We start from the raw sequence: 16,495 nt of genomic DNA, 5'->3' as shown, positions 1-16,495 counted from the left end.
GATGCCCACCTTCGAACGCGACGGCGCGACGATCGCCTACACCGACACCGGAACGCCGGACGCGCCGGCGATCGTGTTCGGCCATGGCCTGCTGTTCAGCGGCTGGATGTTCCACCCGCAGATCGCGGCCCTGCGTGAGCGCTACCGCTGCGTCACGATCGATTGGCGGGGTCAGGGCGCCAGTCCGGCCTCGCGAGGCGGCTACGACATGGACTCGCTGACCGCCGACGCCGTCGCCCTCATCCGCAGGCTCGGCGTCGGGCCGGTCCACTGGGTCGGGCTGTCGATGGGTGGGTTCGTCGGGTTGCGCCTGGCCGCGCGGCACCCCGAGCTCGTGTGTTCGCTGGTGCTGCTCGACACCAGCGCGGCGGGCGAGGAGCCGGCGAAGACGCGCCGGAACAAGCTCCTCGCCCGCATGCAGCAGCTGGTGGGCATCAAGGCCGTCCTCGGTCGGGTGAAGCCGCTGCTGTTCGGCCCGGCCTTCCTCGCGGACCCGGCCGCGCGCCCCACCGTCGACGAGTGGGTCCGCCAGGTCTCGGGGGTCGGGCGGGGTGGTCTGCGCCAGGCCGTGCTCGGTGTGAGCGAGCGCGCCCCGGTGGCCGCCGAGCTGCCCGCGATCACCGCGCCCACGCTCGTGGTGGTCGGTGCCGACGACGTCGCCACGCCGCCGGCCGAGTCCGAGTACCTGGCCGCTCACATCCCCGGCGCCGAGCTGCACCTCGTGCCCGGCTGCGGCCACACCAGCAGCCTGGAGCAGCCCGCCGTGATCACCGGCCTGCTGGAGAAGTTCCTCGTCTGAGGCTCACGCGATGCGCGCCTCCGCCCGCGCGGGCGCGTGGAACGGCCCGGCAGCCTCCAGGCAGTCGAGGAACGCCGTGCGCGGGCCGTGCGGCCCGTCGCCTTCGCGCCAGACGGCGTAGAGGTCGATCATCGGGACCGGGTCGTAGAGCTGGACCCACGTCGGGCGCACGCCGCCGGCGGTCCCGATGCCGAAGATGCCGCGCGACACCGACGCGAAGCCGACCAGCGGTTTGACCGAGACGAGGATGCCCGTCGCCACGGGGTCGTCGACCACGTGCGCGACACTGAGCCGCACGCTCGCGCGCTCGGCCGCGGTCATGATCGCGTCGTACATCGCCGGGCACTTCTCGCGGGAGAACAGGATGCACGCCTGCCGGGCGAGCTCGGCGAACGGCACGCCCGGCCGGCCGGCCCAGCGGTGCCCCTGCCCGACGATGGCGATCATCGGCAGGCTCATCAGGAGCCGGTGGCGGAAATCGCTGGTGACGGGGTGCCCGTAGACGAGCGCGACGTCGAGCTCCCCCTCCGCCAGTGCGGCGAGCTGCGCCCCGGTGCGCTGCTCCTCGAGCTTGACCGACAGCTGCGGGTGCTGCGTGTGCATCATCGCCATCGTCGCGGGCAGGATGTGCTGCCCGGCCGGGAAGTTGTAGCCGACGCGGACCGTTCCCGTCCGCCCCGCGGCGGCCTCGCGGGCCGAGTCCGCCGCCTTCTGCGCCTGCGCCATGATCGCGCGGGCGTCCACCTCGAACGTCCGCCCGGCCGAGGTCAGCCGCACCTCGTGCGACGTCCGGTCCACGAGCTGGACCTCCAGCGTCCGCTCGAGCCGCTGCAGCTGCTGACTCAACGACGGTTGCGTCCGGTGCAACCGCGCCGCAGCCCGCCCGAAGTGCAACTCCTCGGCGACTGCGAGAAAGCCCTCCAGATGTCTGAACTCCATTTCCAGCCTCCGCACGGTTGTGGTCGCCAGCGTCGTCCACTCGTGAGAACGGGCGGTGAACCTCCGTTGCTGGCCGCAAGGCACCCGGATTAGATGCTGGTGCCACGGGCGGGCGCACCCCGCGCGCCGGGCGAATTCTCCCCGGAACGCGTTATCGTGACCGAAACATGGAATTTATTCGCAGTCGCCGACGTCGGGCACGGTCGATTTTACCGTCCACAGTGGAACGTGTGGGTGATCCTCTTGACTTGGCGGTAGTTGACCTCACGCCAACACCGAAGTCCACTGTGGACGCATAGCTCAGAGGCTCTCGGTGAAGAAGCCCGCCAGTTTGTCCACCGCCGGACCCACGTAGCGCTCCTTGTCGTAGAGGTCGACGTGGCTCGCGCCTTCGACGTGGTGCAGTTCCTTGGGACCCGTGGCCTTCTGGAACGCCTCGACACTCATCCACGCGGTGATCGCGCGCGTACCGACGATCATCAGCAGCGGGCGAGGGCCGATCAGCGGCACGGCGGCGAAGGCGTCGAACGTGGCGAACTTGTCGACGCTCGTCCAGTCGAAGAACTCGGCCGAGCGCGGGTGGTGTCCGCGCGCGGTGCGGTAGTACTCGAAGCCCTCCGCGCCGTGCTCCCCGCCGAGGGCGCGGGCCTGTTCGACCGTCTCGGGAAACAGCGTGAGCGGCGCGGGCTTCTCGCCTGCGGCCGCCACGTTGCGGGCGTGGGCGGCGGCGTCCAGCATGCCTTCGAACACGGCCGGGTCCTGCGCGCCGTCGGCGCCCAGGCGGAACTGGCGGGCGATGTCGGCTCCGCTGACGGTCGCGACGGCCCTCACCCGGCGGTCGCTGCCGGTGGCCGACAGCACGTAGCCGCCGGAGGCGCAGATGCCGAGCTCGCCGATGCGGCCGGCGTCCACTTCGGAACGGGTGGTCAGGAACGACACGGCGGCCTTGAAGTCCTCCACGCGCTGGGCGGGGTCTTCGAGGCCGCGCGGCTCGCCGCCGCTCTCGCCCTGGAAGGCGGCGTCGAACGCCAGCGTGACGAACCCGCGTTCGGCCAGGCGGGCCGCGTAGAGACCTGCGGCCTGTTCCTTCACGCCGCTGCCGGGGTGACCGACGATCACGGCCGGGCTCGGGCCGTCGGCCTCGGCGGGGACGTAGAGGTGGGCGGCGAGCCGGACGCCGGCGCTGTCGAAGGTGACGTCGATCTTCGGCACGGGGTGCTCCCTGGGGAATCTGTGCCCGGCGGGGTGCCGGGGCCTGGCTCCACGATCCCGGCCGTATCCGCGGCGCCACCAGAGACGGGTTTCCGGGTGGTCAAGATCCTGGCCCTCTTGCGCGCGGCAGGCCGGGCGCAGAATGACCCCATGACCACCCCGTCCGGCTCCGCGCGGCTCGGCGACTTCCTCAAGGCGCGCCGCGCCCAGCCGACCCCTCGCGACGTCGGGCTGCCCGAGACCGGCACCCGCCGCAAGGTCGCGGGGCTGCGCCGCACCGAGGTCGCACAGCTGGCGACCATCAGCGTCGAGTACTACACGCGCCTGGAACAGGGCCGCGTCCAGGCCTCGGCGACGGTCCTCGCCACGCTCGCACGCGCCCTGCTGCTCGACGACGACCAGCAGACCTACCTCTACGACCTCGCCGGCAAGGCCGACGCCCGCCCGCGCCGCCGTCGCACGGTGCAACGGGCGCGGCCCGCCATCCGGCGCCTGCTCGACCAGCTCACCGAGACCCCCGCGATCGTCCTCGGCAAACGCCTCGACATCCTGGGGTGGAACACCGCGGCGACCGCCCTGTACGTCGACTTCGCCCAGGTGGCGCCCGCGCGGCGCAACTATGTGCACCTCATGTTCACCGAGCCGGCGTTCCACGCCCTGCACCCGCACTGGCAGCACGACGCTCGTGTGGCCGTGTCCGCCCTGCGGATGGAGGCGGCCACCGATCCCGAGGATCCGGAGCTGGCCCGCCTCGTCGGCGAGCTTTCCGTTCAGGACGGCGACTTCCGCACGTGGTGGGCCGAGCACCGGGTCACCAGCGCGGGCTTCGGCACCAAAAACTACCGGCACCCGCTCGTCGGCGACCTCACGCTCGACTGCGACACCTGGCTCAGCCCCGACGACTCCGGCCAGCGCCTGATGGTCCTCACCGCCGAGCCCGGCACCCCGTCGCGCGACGCGCTGGACATCCTGCTGTCCTGGAACGCCGAACATTCGGCGGCCGAGCGATGACCTGGACCGCTTCGGAACTGGCTGCGCTTTCGGCTTCGGAGTCGCTGGAGCTCAGTGCGGGGTCCGACGGTGACGCCTGGGTGGAGGTCGGTTTCGTCCTCGTCGACGGCGCGCTGTTCGTCCGCGCGTTCCGCGGTCCCGGCTCCCGGTGGTTCCAGGCCGCCTCGAACCATCACCGCGGCCGGCTCCGGGTCGCCTCGCTGAGCCGCGCCGTCGCGTTCGCTGCCGACGGCGAGGGTGCGGCCGAGATCGACGAGGCTTACCGCGCCAAGTACGGAGCCGCTTCGCTCGTCACCACTGCCCCCGCGCGAGCCGCGACGCTCCGGATCACCCCGGCGTAGCGCGATCGGCCGGCAACGACAGGTGTCAGCAGTCCTGCTCGTCGACGCGGTCGACGAGCAGCGTCTGGGGCGACGAGGTTCCCCGTCGCGGCACCCAGCGCCGCGCACACCGCGACGGCCACCACCGTCCGCACCGCCGGCCACACCGCCCACGGCCGGTCCGAAAGCCGCAGCGCCCGCCGCACCGCGTCCCGGACGGAGGACGCGCCGATGGCTCCACTCACGTCCCCACCTCCCCGATCCGCAGCAGGGACATGCTACGCGGGACCCGGTGTTTACTCCACTGTGGACGGACGCGGCCGGCCGGTCAGCACGTGAGGCTGCGCGCGAGGACGTCCTTGCGCACCTTGCCCATCGCGGTGCGCGGCAGCGCCGGCACCAGCTCCAGGCGCGTGGGCCAGTACCACTCCGTCATGCCGAGTGTGGCGAGGTGGTCACGCAGGCCCGCGAGCGTCGGCGGCTCGGCAGCGGCCACGACGACCGCCGCGGGCAGCTCGCCGCCGGAGGTGTCCGGGTAGCCGACGAGCGCGACGTCGCGGACCGCCGGGTGCTCCAGAAGCGCGGACTCCACGTCGGCCGCCGGGATCATGAGCACGCCGCCGATGCGGTCGGCGTCGCGGCCCAGGAGGCGGATGCCGCCGCAGCCGTCGGGGATCGCGAGGTCACCCGTGTCGTACCAGCCGTCGTCATGGTCGGCCGCCACGGTGAGCTCACCGGTGTCCCGCCCGACGGTGGCCAGGCAGACCGTGGCACCCCGGACGTAGAGCCGGCCCGGCCGTTCCGCGGTGATTTCCCCCAGGTCGGACCGCAGGTCGAGTTCGCTGCCCCGGGAGATCCGGCCGATGCTGTGCAGCGCCCAGTCCGGCGGGTCGTCGGCGCGCATGAGGGTGCCGCCGGACTCGGTCATGCCCCAGCACGTGCGCAGCGGCACGCCCAGGACGCGGGCGACGTCGGCGACGAGCGCGGCGGGAGTCGCGGTACCGAGCGTCGTCACGGTGCGCAGCCGGCCGGGCCGCGCCTACGGCAGCAGCTGGGTCAGGAACACCGGCGCGATCAGCAACTGCGTCACGGCCGTCTGTTCGAGGTAGGCGCCGATGGCCTCGGGTTCCCAGCGGTCCGCGACGACCCCGCAGCCGCCGGTGAGCAGCGGGCGCATGAGGCAGTGGAAGATGCCGCCGGTGTGCGTGAGGGAGTGCGGGGTGAAGAACCGCTCGGCGGGTCCCTGGTCGTCGGCCGTGATGTGCGCGGCGGCCGTGGCGTACTCGGTGTTGAGCGTGTGCAGCGCGCCCTTCGGCCGGCCGGTGGTGCCGGAGGTGAACAGCACCAGGCACACCTGGTCGGGATCCGGCCGGGCGTCCTCCAGGGCGACGGCGTGCCGCGTTTCCCACGGTTGTCCGAAGTGCTTCGTGAAGTCGACCTCGTCCGCCGCGACCCGAGAGCCCAGCACGACCCGGTGCCGCAGCTTCGGCAGCCGCGGGGCCATCTCCGCCAGAGCCGCCGCGTGGTCGTAGCCGTCCCAGACGCCGGCCGTCACGCACACCGCCGCGCCGATCCGGGCGAGCACACGCTCCAGCTCGCGCGACCGGATCGTCGGCATCACGGGCGCCGCCAGCGCGCCGACCCGGAAACAAGCCAGCAGCAACGGGTTGACCTGCCACACGTTCGGCAGCTGCACGGCCACGACCTGCCCCGGCCCCACACCCAGCTCGGTCAGCGCCCCGGCATACCGCTCCACGCGCCGCGCGTAGTCGCGATAGGTCAACCGCGTCGTGTCGCCCGTCGCCGCCTGCAGCGCGATGAGGGTGGCCGCGTCCGGAGACTCGTCTCGCCACCGCACGAGGTCCCGCAGCGGATTTCCGTCCCGCCACACGCCTTCCGCGCGAAACCGGTCCACAACGGACGGTGGCGGCCGGAGGCCGAACACCGTCCGCCCCGGTCCTGGCGTGAACACGTCGGTGATGGCCGGCCCCTTCGGCTCGCAGGCGGTGAACAGCACGACCACGCTACGGTCCCCGCCCCACCCGGCCCGAGGCCCCGCCGGGCACAGTTTTCCGGCCGACCGGGCAACGCGATCCGCCCTTCGCACGTATACCTCTCGAATCGAGGGGGAACGGATGCCCGATCCGACCGACGCCGAGATCAAGGCGGCCGGCCGATGGCTGGAGAAGCACGACGTCCCGGCGAGCCGGCTCACGCCGTTGCTCGCGCGGCGGCTCGGCGTGCGCGCAGGTGCGCGACCCGGGCCGACGTGGTCCGGAATGCTCGCCGGCCTGCTGGTGATCGCGTTCGGCTCGTTCGCGATGCAGTTCTTGTCACTGCTACCCGGAATCGACCACGACGACCTACCTGAGGGCCGCACCGCCTTCTGCCTCTTCGCCGGGCTGCAGCTCACCCTCTGGCTGCCCGTGCGGTGGGCCGACCGGCGCACTGCGGCCTGGCTCGGCGCCCCGACGCTCGCGCCGCGACCTTCGTGGCACGAGGTACTGAACGGGTGGTACGTCGCGGCCGCCGTGGTCACGTTCGGCGGAGGCTCGGGCCTGGCGGTGACGATGGTCGTGTCGTCCGGCAGTGTCTGGGCGCTGTTGTGGCTCGGGCTGCTGACGCTCGGCGCGGCCGTGGTGGCGGCGGTGCTGATCGGCGTGCTGACGCGGCCGGTGCTCGCCGACGACGAACTCTCCCGCTCCGTCGACGGAATCCTCCGCCGTAACGAGCCCTACTTCGCACTGCCGGCGTTCTACGCGCTACCGGTGGTCGCCGACCTCGCGACGACCAACCGCCAGCCGTCCGGGTTCGTTCCGTGGCTGATCGCGTACGTCGTGGTCGCCGTCGGCGCGCAGGCGGCAGGGCTGGTCCGGCACCGGCGCCGGGCCCTGACCGTGGCCGCCTGAAGCGAAGGCGGGCGTCTCGGACCGGAAGCTGTGCCCGAGCTGCTCGCCGAGGCCGAAGTAGTGGCGGAAGTTGTAGATCAGCGGGCTCCACTTCGCGGGGTCCACGTGCTGGGTGCCGGGCACGACCAGCTCCGGCGCGCAGTGCACCCGCAGCACGTCGGCCTCGATGACGAGGAACCCGGCGCGCTCGCGGACGGCGGCCGCGCGGGCTTCCAGCTGCAGCGGGCATTCGGCGATGCGCGGCGGCCGGACCAGCTCGGCCGGTTGCGGCCGCAGACCGGCCGCGGCGAACTTGTCGGGCTCGTGCCGGAACCGGTCGCGTTTGTGCTCGGGCACCGGGTCCGCGCCCGTCAGCGGGGCGAGCCGCTCCACCGCGGCCCACTGGCCGGGGCCGGGCAGGTTGATCACGAGGTCGGGACGCGAGGTGAGGTTGCGCGCGCCGTGGCCGCTGCGGGCCAGCCCGAGCACCACGACCTCGCCGAGCGCCCAGGCCGACGACATCGGCGTGATGTTCGGGGAGCCGTCGGCGTTTTCCGTGGTCAGCAAGGCAACCGGCGTGCCGAAGTACAGGATACTGGGGGCAATCGCGACATGATCGTTCACGAGCGCCCACGCTAGATGCGCGGCGCTTCGGCCCCGGCCGAAGCGATCGGCGGCCTCAGAACTCCTCGGCGATCGACGACCAGAAGCGCAGTGCCGCTCGTTCCATCTCCAGCCCGAGCCGCAGCGGGATCATGCGGCGCGCGTACTGGGGCTCGGAACCGAAGCGGCGCTGCATGTCCTCGTACACGGAGATGCGTTCTTCGTGCTGTTTGATCTGCTCGCGCGCCAGGTTGACGATGTTGCCGGAGTCGCCGAGCTCGTTGAAAAAGAGCTTCATCTCGGCGATGTCGCGCATCTCGAAATGCTCGTGCGTGGGCGCGGCGAGCCACGCCCGGACGGCTTCGCGGCCTTCGTCGGTGAGGCTGTAGACCTTGCGCCGGCGCCCGGTCTGCTCGGTCTCGACCTCCAGCAGCCCCATGCGCTCCAGCCGCTCCGGCTCCGAGTAGAGCTGCGCGTGGGGGAAGGACCAGAAGTACCCCACCGAGTGCCCGACGGCGCGCTTGAGGTCGTACGGCGTGGACGGGCCACGCAGCCCGATCGTCCCCAGCACGACGTACGAAGTCGTGCTCAACCGTCCGCTTGACATGCCCTCGACCCTACCGTAATTTCGCCCATGGTCCGAAACAGACGATTCGATTCGGACCATCGATCTCCGGATCTCCGGGAGTGAGAGTGCGCCGATGGACTTGGTGAAATCCTTCCGCTGGACAGCCGAGCGGTACCCGCATCGCCGGGCCGTGGGTGGCCGGCATCCGATGACCTACGCCCAATGGGACGACCGCACCGACCGCCTGGCCGGCGCGCTGACCCGGCTGGGCGTGCGCCCGGGCGACCACGTCGCGCTCCTCCTCGCCGGTGGGGAGCCGCTCGCGAGCCTGCACCTCGCCGTGCAGAAGACCGGGGCGATCTCCGTTCCGCTGTCCACGCGGTTCAGCGCCGACGACGTGGCCTACTGCCTGCGAGACTGCTCCCCCGCCCTGCTGATCACCGACAACGCCACCGACCCCACGGTCGCCGGCATCGCCGAACTGCCGGCCCGCGCGCACTCCGGAGTGGCACTTGACGCACCCGAGCGGGTGACGCCGCTGGCGCGGCTGCTCGACTCCCCCGCGCCGAAGCACCAGCCGGCCGAGGGCGACACGAGCGTCATGCTCTACACATCCGGCACCACGGGCCGGCCGAAAGGCGTGCCGCGCCGCCACTCCGCCGAGCACGCGGCCGCGGTGGCGCACCTGATCCAGACCCAGCACCGCCCCGGCGAGGTCGCGCTCGGCGTGATGCCGATGTTCCACACCATGGGCATGCGCGCGCTGCTGGCCAGCATCCTCGCGGCGGGCACCTGGGTGCCGCAGGAGAAGTTCGACGCCGAGGAGTCGCTGGAGCTCATCACCGGGGAAGACGTGAGCGCGCTCTACCTGGTGCCCACCGCGTACTGGTCGCTGGTCCACACAGGACGGCTGGCCGAAGCGAAGTCCGTGCGGCGGCTGGCCTACGCGGGCGCGTCGATGACGCCGGCGCTCGCCGAACGGCTCGACGCCGAACTGCACCCGGAGGTGTTCGTCAACCACTTCGGCAGCACGGAGATCTACACCTTCACGATCGGGCCCGACGTGCGCCGCAAACCGGGCTGCGCCGGCCGCGCCGGGGTCTTCTCCCGCGTCCGCCTGGTCAGCCCGGCCGAGGGCGCGTCACCGGACGACCTCGTGGCACCGGGCGAACCGGGCCAGGTGGCGGTGTCGCTCGAGAGCCCGGAGGCGTTCAGCGGGTACTGGCACCGGCCCGACGCCGACGCGAAGTCGCTGCGCGCCGGCTGGTACTTCACCGGCGACCTCGCGACCGAGGACGAGGACGGCGACCTGTGGGTCGCGGGCCGCGTGGACGACATGATCAACTCCGGCGGCGAGAACATCTACCCCGAGGACATCGAAGACGCCCTCGTGCGCTGCCCGGCCGTCGCCGAGATCGTGGTCGCCGGGCTTCCCGACGACCGCTGGGGCAGCGCGGTCACGGCGTTCGTCGTGCCCTCGGCCGAGTACGGCCCCGAGGAAACGCTGGCACAGCTGGAGTCCTACGCGCGGGAACACTCGGGGCTGCCGTCGCTGAAACGGCCCAAGCGCTACCTGGCCGTGGCCGGCATCCCCAAGTCGGCCGTCGGCAAGATCCTGCGCCGCGAGCTGACCGCGGGCCACTTCCACCGGCTGGCGCAGCTCGTGCCGGGCAAGGAGAACGCATGACGGCGGCCCGCATCGAAGACGTTCCCTTGCTGTGCGGCAAGGGGAAGTTCCTCGACGACCTCGACCCGATGCGCGGCTCGCTGGTCGCGGCGGTCGTGCGCAGCCCGCACCCGCACGCGCGCATCCGGTCCGTCGAGCTGTCGCGCGCCCGGGCGCACCCGGGCGTCGCGGTGGTCCTCGGCCCGGACGACGTGCTCGCGGCGCTGAAGCCGTTCCCCCTCTCGCTCAAGACACCGATCCGCTACTACCCCACCGGGACCGACAAGGTGCGATTTGTCGGCGAGCCCGTGGCCGTCGTCGTCGCGACCGACCGCTACACGGCCGAGGACGCGGCGGAACTGGTCGAAGTGGACTACGAGCCGCTGCCGCCCGTGGTCGACTCCACGCGCGCGATCGCCGAGGACGCACCGCTGCTGCACGAGGAGCTGGGCAGCAACGTCGCCACCGACCGCACGTTCAGCTTCGGTCCCGTCGACGAGATCTTCGCCGCCGCCACGCACGTGGTGACCGGCGAGTACCGGTTCCCGCGATACACCTCGGCGCCCATGGAGTGTTACTCGGTCGTCGCGGAGTGGCTCGAGGACGCCGACGGACCGGGCGTCAGCGCGTGGGCCAACTTCCACGGCCCGTTCTCCATGGTTCCGGTGCTGGCGGCGGGGCTCGGGCTGCCGACGTCGCGAGTGCGGCTGCGCGTGCCCGCGGACATCGGCGGCAGCTTCGGCATCAAGTCGGGCATCTACCCCTACGTCGCGCTGATGTCCTTGGCCAGCAAGCACTGCGGCCGGCCGGTGCGCTGGACCGAGGACCGCGTGGAGCACCTGCTGTCGAGCTCGGCGGGTTCCGACCGGTGGATGCGGTTCGAGGCCGCCGTCGACGCCGACGGCAAGGTCGAGGCCCTGCGCGCCGACCTCGTCGACAACGTCGGCGCGTACCTGCGCCCGCCCGAGCCCAGCACGCTCTATCGCTGCTTCGGCAACATCACCGGCGCGTACGGCATCGGCGCTGTGGCGATCCGGGCCCGGGCGGTGGTCACGAACAAGACGCCCACCGGCCTCAACCGCGGCTTCGGCGGCCAGCAGCTCTACTTCGGGCTCGAGCGGATCATGGACCGCGTCGCCCGCGAACTCGACCTCGACCCGGCGGAGATCCGGCGGCGCAATCTGATCCAGGCCGGCTCGTTCCCGTACCACACGCCCAGCGGCGGCGTGTACGACTCGGGCGACTACCCGCGGGCGTTCGAGCTGGCCCTGCGCAACGCCGACTACGAGAAGCTGCTCGAGCGCCGGCGGCAGGCTCGTGAAGCCGGCGAGTACTTCGGCATCGGCATGGCGACGATCGTCGACCCGTCGGCGACCAACATCGGCTACGTCGGTCTCGCCACCCCGGCCGAGCAGCGCGCGAGCGGGCGCGGGAAGTCGGGCAGCACCGAGCACGTCCGGATCAGCGTCGACCCGCAGGGCGTGGTGTCGGTGCTGCTGGGCACCGTGCCGCAGGGCCAGGGACACGCCACGGTCGCGCGCCAGCTCGTGGCGCAGCGGCTGGGGCTGCCGCAGGAGTCCGTGCGGCCGGTGGTCGAGATGGACACGGCCACCACGCCGTGGACGATCACCTCCGGCAGCTACTCCTCGCGCTTCGCTCCCCTGCTCACCAGCGCGCTCGTCGCCGCGGCCGACAAGATCGCCGAGACGATCCGGGCCGCGGCCGGGGTGCTGCTCGACACGGACCCCGCCGGGCTGGAGCTGGCCGACGGGTTCGTGCGCGAACGCGATGCACCCGATCGGCGCGTGGCCTTCCGGCACGCCGCCGGGTTGGTGCACTGGGACCCCGGGTCACTGCCGGAAGGGGTGCCGGCGCGGCTGTACGAGGAGGCGGCGTTCAACCCGCCCCAGGCCAAGGCACCGTCCACAGGGGACCAGATCAACTCCAGCCTGTGCTACGGGTTCGTCGCCGAGCTGGTCGCGGTGCGGATCGACCCGGTGAGCCTCGCCGTGGAGGTCGAGCTGGTGTCCACAGTGCACGACGCCGGCACGATCCTGAACCCGAAGCTGCTGGAGGGCCAGGTGCACGGGGCGCTCGCACACGCCCTCGGCGGCGCGCTCTACGAAGAGCTCCGCTACGCCGATTCGGGCCAGCCCACGTCGGCGACCTTCATGGACTACCTCTGCCCCACCAGCGCGGAAGCCAGCTATCCGCTGATCAGCGACCACCTCGAGACGCCCTCTCCGTTCACCACGCTCGGCGCGAAGGGCTGCGGCGAGGGCTCGAGCATGAGCCTGCCGGTGGCGATCGCCAACGCGGTCACCGACGCGCTCGGCGTCGAGGTCACGACCCTGCCCCTGCACGGCAACGTCGTGCACGAACTACTGGAAAGGAAGGCCTGATGGCGCTCACCGGAGGCGAGATCCGGCTCGGCCGCACCCACGACGGGCAGGTCGCCGAGCTGACGCTCTCCCACGGCCGCTTCACGATCATCACGTGGGAGATGCGGCAGCGGATGGCGGAGCTGTTCGCCGAGATCGACGCCGACGACGAGGTGCGCGTGGTGGTGCTGAAGTCCGATGGCGAGCACTTCTCCTCGGGCGGCGACATCCCCGGCTTCATGGAGGTCGAGCCGGTCGGCTTCACCGACCTCGGCCACAACGTCACCGCGCCCGCGCGCAGCAGGAAGATCGTGGTCGCGGCCGTCGACGGCTACTGCTTCGGCGTGGGCCTGGAGCTGGTGCTGTCCACGGACATCCGGCTGGCCACGCCGCGCAGCCGGTTCGCGCTGCCCGAGATGAAGCTCGGCATGATCCCCGGCAGCGGCGGCACGCAGCGGCTCGCGAGGCTGATCGGCCTGTCGCGCGCCAAGTTCCACATCCTCACCGCCGAGCGGATCACCGGCGAACAGGCGCTGGACTGGGGCCTGGTGGCCAAGCTCGCGGCCGACCGCGACGAGCTCTACGCGGAGACGGACAAGGTCGTCGAGACGCTGCTGGACTACTCCCCCTTGGCGGCGCGCACCGCCAAGGAGGTGCTCGACAAGGGCATCGACGGGCCGCTTTACACCGGCATCGAGCTGGAGCGCAAGGCGTACGCGATGCTGCGCGCGAGCCACGACTTCGCCGAGGGCGTGGCGGCGTTCACCGAGAAGCGGCCCGCGAAGTTCCAGGGGCGCTGAGCCGTGAAAGCCGCACCGTTCGCCTACGTCCGGCCTGCGACGCTCGACGACGCCGTCGCCGAGCTCGTGCGCAGCGCCGGCGAGGGCAAGGTGCTCGCGGGCGGCCAGTCGCTGGTGCCGATCCTGGCGATGCGGCTGGCCCGTCCGTCCACCGTGGTCGACATCGGGGCACTGTCCGAACTGGACTTCGTGCGCCGCGACGGCGACGAGCTCGTGATCGGAGCCCTGGTGCGCCAACGGACGCTGGAAGGGCACCCGCTCGCCGCGGCCGTGCCCCTGCTGCGCCTGGCGTTGCCGTGGATCGGGCACCGCGAGCTGCGCAGCCGGGGCACGGTGTGCGGCAGCATCGCGCACGCCGATCCCGCCGCAGAGCTGCCCGCGGTGGCCTGTTGCCTGGGCGCTTCGCTCGAGATCGCCGGTCCGCGCGGCCGGCGCACCGTGGCGGCGGCCGAGTTCTTCCACGGCGCCATGGCCACCTCGGTCGGCTCCGAGGACGTGCTGGCCGCGGTGCGCCTCCCCGTGGCCCGCCTGGATGAGGGCTTCGGGTTCGCCGAGATCGCGCGCCGCCACGGCGATTTCGCGCTGGCCGGGGTGGCCACGCGCGTCCGCGTCTCGAACGGACAACCGGCAGAGGCCGTGCTCACCGCGTTCGGGGTGTCCGATCGTCCGGTCACGCGCGACGTCACCGGTCTCGGCGACGACGACGTGGCCGACCTGGCCCGCGACCTCGTGGACACCGCGGGCGACACCCACGGCTCACGCGAGTACCGGCAGCGGCTCGTGGCGGCCCTGGCCGTGCGCGAGCTGGCCCGGGCCCGGCGAGCGGCGGAAGGAGGAACGGCATGACGCTGCCGCGGCCGGTCCGCGCCGAAGCCGGCGAGCCCGTCGACGTGACGATGACCGTGAACGGCACGGAGGTGTCGCTGTCGCTGCCCGCGCGCGTGACGCTCGCCGACGCGCTGCGCGACCACCTCGGCCTCACCGGCACGCATCTGGGCTGCGAGCACGGCGTGTGCGGGATGTGCACCGTGCTGGTCGACGGCTCCGCCGCCCGCGCGTGCCTGTTGTTCGCCTGCCAGCTCGACGGCGCGGACATCGTGACAGTCGAGGGCCTCGGGCGCCCGGACGACCTGCACCCGTTGCAGGAGGCGTTCGGCTCGCACCACGCGCTGCAGTGCGGCTTCTGCACGCCGGGGTTCCTGCTCAGCTCCTACGACCTGCTGGCGCACAAGCCGGACGTCGCCGAAGAGGAGCTCCCCGTGGAGCTGTCCGGCGTGCTGTGCCGGTGCACCGGCTACCGCAACATCCTCTCCGCGGTGTCCGAGGTGGCCGGTGCGCACCGCGACGGGATCCCCGAGCCACGCAACTGCGGTCACCACGTGCTGATGGGCCACACCGCGGCCAAGCCCGGCGCCAAGTCCGCGCCCGAACCGGTGGGCGTCAAGGAGATCGAACTGCCGCAAGGGGATCCCACCTTCACCGTCGAGGTTACGCAGGAGCTCGCCGTGTCACCGGAGAAGACGTGGGCCGTGCTCGACGACATCGACCTCGTCGCCGCGTGCCTGCCCGGGGCGGAGATCACCGAGCACCTCGGCGACGACCGCTACCGCGGCCGGGCACGGGTCTCCGTCGGGCCGATCCGGCTTTCTTTCGCGGGGCTGGCGCAGGTCACCGAACGCGACGCGGAGGCGCACCGTCTGCGGGTGATCGGCCAGGGCGAGGACGTCGGAGGCGGGCGCACCCAGGCCGTCATCCTGCTCGTCGCGAAGGAAACCGGCGCGGGGACGCGGCTGCGGGCGACCGCGCAGGTGTACCTGACCGGCCGGATCGCGCAGTTCGGCCGCGCGCTGGCCGGCGACGTCAGCCGGCGTATGTTCGAGCAGTTCGCCGCGGCCGTGGAGGAGACCGCGGTGTCCGGGGTGCGCACGACGGCAAGGAAGCCGCCGGGCGCACTGGCCCTCCTCGCAGCCACTCTCGCGGCGAAAGCCCGGGAATGGGGCCGGCGCCTGCGCCGGGCCGAGCACAACCCACCCACACATCCGAAAGGGACTCAACGATGAGTTCGACCGCCCCGATCGACAAGATCCTGAGCGACGCCGTCGACGCCGGCGACGTGCCCAACGTCGTGGCCATCGCCGCCGACGACAACGGCATCATCTACGAAGGCGCAGCCGGCCCGCGCGCCGCCGGCAGCTCCGACCCGGCGTCCGCGGACACACACTTCCGCATCATGTCGATGACCAAGATGGTCACGACCACCGCCGCGTTGAAGCTGGCCGACCAAGGGCAGCTCGACCTCGACGCGCCGGTCGAGCGGTACCGGCCCGAGTTCGCCGAGATGAAGGTGCTCGAAGGCTTCGACGGTGACCAGCCGAGGCTGCGGGCGCCGGCCTCGCAGGCGACCGTGCGGCAGCTGATGACGCACACCTCGGGCCTGAGCTACTGGTTCTGGAACGACGACATCGTGAAGTGGGAGAAGGCCACCGGCATCCCCAACGTGCTGTCGGGCCAGAAGATCGTGCTGAGCGCCCCGATGATCGCCGATCCCGGCACGAAGGTCGAGTACGGCACCAACACCGACTGGCTGGGCCAGGTGGTCGAGGCCGTCGCCGGGGTGACGCTCGACGTGTTCTTCAAGGAGCACATCACCGGGCCGCTGGGGATGACCGAGACGTCGTTCGCCCCAACCGGCTCGCAGCGCAGCAACCTGGCGCCGGTGCACGTCCTGGGCGAAGACGGCAAGTGGCTGGCCACCGACATCAACATCCCGGAGCAGCCCGAGTACTGGGCCGGCGGCCACGGCCTGTACTCCACGCCGCGCGACTACCTCAAGTTCCAGCGGATGCTGCTGGGCGGCGGCACGCTCGACGGCACCAAGGTGCTGGAACGCTCCACTGTGGACGCCGCGTTCACCAACCAGATCGGCGACCTGGACTTCCCGGCGCGCATCCCGACCGCGGACCCGACGTCGTCGTTCGACTTCGCCGCGGGGCCGGGCCACAAATGGGGCCTGGGGCTCGTGCTCAACAGCGAGCAACGACCGGGGATGCGCGCCGCGGGCAGTGGGACGTGGGCCGGGCTGTGCAACTCGTTCTTCTGGGTCGACCCGGTGAACCGCGTGACGGGCGCGATCTACAGCCAGTCGCTGCCGTTCGTGCCGCCGCCGTTCGTCAAGCTGTACGAGGACTTCGAGCGGGGGCTGTACGCAACGCGCTAGTGTCCTGAGTCGTTAATTCGTTGGCAGTAGGCGGCGAGGGTGTCGAGGATGTGGTCGGCGGTCTTGGTCCAGACGTAGGGTTTGGGATTGG

14 protein-coding genes and 1 pseudogene are annotated in these 16,495 nt (G+C 71.9%); 9 read left to right on the top strand and 6 right to left on the bottom strand.

The annotated features are described in order from the left end of the window. Window position 1: 1 nt before the first annotated feature. Window positions 2–799, top strand: a complete 798-nt coding sequence (locus ABZU76_RS31385) for an alpha/beta fold hydrolase (RefSeq protein ID WP_354875766.1) — start codon at window positions 2–4, stop codon at window positions 797–799. A gap of 3 nt (window positions 800–802) precedes the next feature. Here the strand turns inward: ABZU76_RS31385 and ABZU76_RS31380 are convergent, their stop codons facing one another. Both ABZU76_RS31380 and ABZU76_RS31375 read right to left on the bottom strand, forming a co-directional pair. Then, entirely contained in the window at window positions 803–1,738 is a 936-nt protein-coding gene (locus tag ABZU76_RS31380) for a LysR substrate-binding domain-containing protein (RefSeq protein WP_354875764.1), read from the bottom strand. A 300-nt stretch (window positions 1,739–2,038) separates the two neighbouring features. Beyond that, window positions 2,039–2,950, bottom strand: coding sequence for an alpha/beta hydrolase (locus tag ABZU76_RS31375; protein WP_354875762.1), 912 nt, complete (start codon window positions 2,948–2,950; stop codon window positions 2,039–2,041). Between the two features lie 150 nt (window positions 2,951–3,100). On the opposite strand from ABZU76_RS31375, the gene ABZU76_RS31370 reads away from it, so the two are divergent. Continuing rightward, on the top strand, window positions 3,101–3,961 hold the full coding sequence (locus ABZU76_RS31370; protein ID WP_354875760.1) for a helix-turn-helix domain-containing protein: 861 nt from the start codon (window positions 3,101–3,103) through the stop codon (window positions 3,959–3,961). Further along, window positions 3,958–4,302, top strand: coding sequence for a DUF2255 family protein (locus tag ABZU76_RS31365; RefSeq protein ID WP_354875758.1), 345 nt, complete (start codon window positions 3,958–3,960; stop codon window positions 4,300–4,302). The genes ABZU76_RS31370 and ABZU76_RS31365 overlap by 4 nt, the downstream gene beginning before the upstream one ends. Before the next feature lie 307 nt (window positions 4,303–4,609). Here ABZU76_RS31365 and ABZU76_RS31360 read toward each other — a convergent pair whose 3' ends face one another. From ABZU76_RS31360 to ABZU76_RS31345, 4 genes and pseudogenes are all read right to left on the bottom strand, one after another. Further along, window positions 4,610–4,891 (bottom strand): hypothetical protein, encoded by a 282-nt coding sequence (locus ABZU76_RS31360; RefSeq protein ID WP_354875974.1) that lies wholly within the window; start codon window positions 4,889–4,891, stop codon window positions 4,610–4,612. A 165-nt stretch (window positions 4,892–5,056) separates the two neighbouring features. Further along, window positions 5,057–6,139, bottom strand: a pseudogene (locus ABZU76_RS31355) (AMP-binding protein); the annotation flags it as partial. A gap of 904 nt (window positions 6,140–7,043) precedes the next feature. Further along, window positions 7,044–7,793 carry a flavin reductase family protein gene (locus ABZU76_RS31350; protein ID WP_354875756.1) on the bottom strand — a complete coding sequence of 250 codons (750 nt, stop codon included), beginning with the start codon at window positions 7,791–7,793 and terminating at the stop codon, window positions 7,044–7,046. 55 nt (window positions 7,794–7,848) lie between these two features. Then, a complete protein-coding gene (locus tag ABZU76_RS31345) occupies window positions 7,849–8,379 on the bottom strand; it encodes a PadR family transcriptional regulator (protein WP_220241033.1) in 531 nt (176 codons plus the stop codon). A 94-nt stretch (window positions 8,380–8,473) separates the two neighbouring features. On the opposite strand from ABZU76_RS31345, the gene ABZU76_RS31340 reads away from it, so the two are divergent. Genes ABZU76_RS31340 through ABZU76_RS31315 form a run of 6 tightly spaced genes read left to right on the top strand, consistent with a single transcriptional unit; the run spans window position 8,474 to window position 16,404 of the window. Beyond that, window positions 8,474–10,027 (top strand): AMP-binding protein, encoded by a 1,554-nt coding sequence (locus ABZU76_RS31340; RefSeq protein ID WP_354875754.1) that lies wholly within the window; start codon window positions 8,474–8,476, stop codon window positions 10,025–10,027. After that, the gene (locus tag ABZU76_RS31335) at window positions 10,024–12,408 is read left to right on the top strand and encodes a xanthine dehydrogenase family protein molybdopterin-binding subunit (protein ID WP_354875752.1); all 2,385 of its coding nucleotides are present in this window, start codon (window positions 10,024–10,026) and stop codon (window positions 12,406–12,408) included. The genes ABZU76_RS31340 and ABZU76_RS31335 overlap by 4 nt, the downstream gene beginning before the upstream one ends. Next, complete coding sequence (locus ABZU76_RS31330; RefSeq protein ID WP_354875750.1) at window positions 12,408–13,187, top strand: enoyl-CoA hydratase/isomerase family protein; 780 nt, start codon at window positions 12,408–12,410, stop codon at window positions 13,185–13,187. Before ABZU76_RS31335 ends, ABZU76_RS31330 begins: the two co-directional genes overlap by 1 nt. A 3-nt stretch (window positions 13,188–13,190) precedes the next feature. Beyond that, complete coding sequence (locus ABZU76_RS31325) at window positions 13,191–14,033, top strand: FAD binding domain-containing protein (RefSeq protein ID WP_354875748.1); 843 nt, start codon at window positions 13,191–13,193, stop codon at window positions 14,031–14,033. Further along, window positions 14,030–15,247 carry a 2Fe-2S iron-sulfur cluster-binding protein gene (locus ABZU76_RS31320; RefSeq protein WP_354875746.1) on the top strand — a complete coding sequence of 406 codons (1,218 nt, stop codon included), beginning with the start codon at window positions 14,030–14,032 and terminating at the stop codon, window positions 15,245–15,247. Before ABZU76_RS31325 ends, ABZU76_RS31320 begins: the two co-directional genes overlap by 4 nt. Beyond that, on the top strand, window positions 15,244–16,404 hold the full coding sequence (locus tag ABZU76_RS31315) for a serine hydrolase domain-containing protein (protein WP_354875744.1): 1,161 nt from the start codon (window positions 15,244–15,246) through the stop codon (window positions 16,402–16,404). The genes ABZU76_RS31320 and ABZU76_RS31315 overlap by 4 nt, the downstream gene beginning before the upstream one ends. Window positions 16,405–16,495: the final 91 nt, after the last annotated feature.

This window comes from Amycolatopsis sp. NPDC005232 (assembly GCF_040607795.1).
In the GTDB taxonomy this organism is placed as follows: domain Bacteria; phylum Actinomycetota; class Actinomycetes; order Mycobacteriales; family Pseudonocardiaceae; genus Amycolatopsis.
Note: the sequence above shows the minus strand (reverse complement) of the source record. Positions and strands in the feature narration are given on the sequence as shown.

Bases quoted from the DNA above. Each gene is read 5' to 3' on its own strand.
- ABZU76_RS31385 (WP_354875766.1), top strand. From the start codon at position 2: ATGCCCACCTTCGAACGCGACGGCGCGACGATCGCCTACACCGACACC.
- ABZU76_RS31380 (WP_354875764.1), bottom strand. From the start codon at position 1,738: ATGGAGTTCAGACATCTGGAGGGCTTTCTCGCAGTCGCCGAGGAGTTG.
- ABZU76_RS31370 (WP_354875760.1), top strand. From the start codon at position 3,101: ATGACCACCCCGTCCGGCTCCGCGCGGCTCGGCGACTTCCTCAAGGCG.
- ABZU76_RS31365 (WP_354875758.1), top strand. From the start codon at position 3,958: ATGACCTGGACCGCTTCGGAACTGGCTGCGCTTTCGGCTTCGGAGTCG.
- ABZU76_RS31360 (WP_354875974.1), bottom strand. From the start codon at position 4,891: ATGATCCCGGCGGCCGACGTGGAGTCCGCGCTTCTGGAGCACCCGGCG.
- ABZU76_RS31345 (WP_220241033.1), bottom strand. From the start codon at position 8,379: ATGTCAAGCGGACGGTTGAGCACGACTTCGTACGTCGTGCTGGGGACG.
- ABZU76_RS31340 (WP_354875754.1), top strand. From the start codon at position 8,474: ATGGACTTGGTGAAATCCTTCCGCTGGACAGCCGAGCGGTACCCGCAT.
- ABZU76_RS31335 (WP_354875752.1), top strand. From the start codon at position 10,024: ATGACGGCGGCCCGCATCGAAGACGTTCCCTTGCTGTGCGGCAAGGGG.
- ABZU76_RS31330 (WP_354875750.1), top strand. From the start codon at position 12,408: ATGGCGCTCACCGGAGGCGAGATCCGGCTCGGCCGCACCCACGACGGG.
- ABZU76_RS31320 (WP_354875746.1), top strand. From the start codon at position 14,030: ATGACGCTGCCGCGGCCGGTCCGCGCCGAAGCCGGCGAGCCCGTCGAC.
- ABZU76_RS31315 (WP_354875744.1), top strand. From the start codon at position 15,244: ATGAGTTCGACCGCCCCGATCGACAAGATCCTGAGCGACGCCGTCGAC.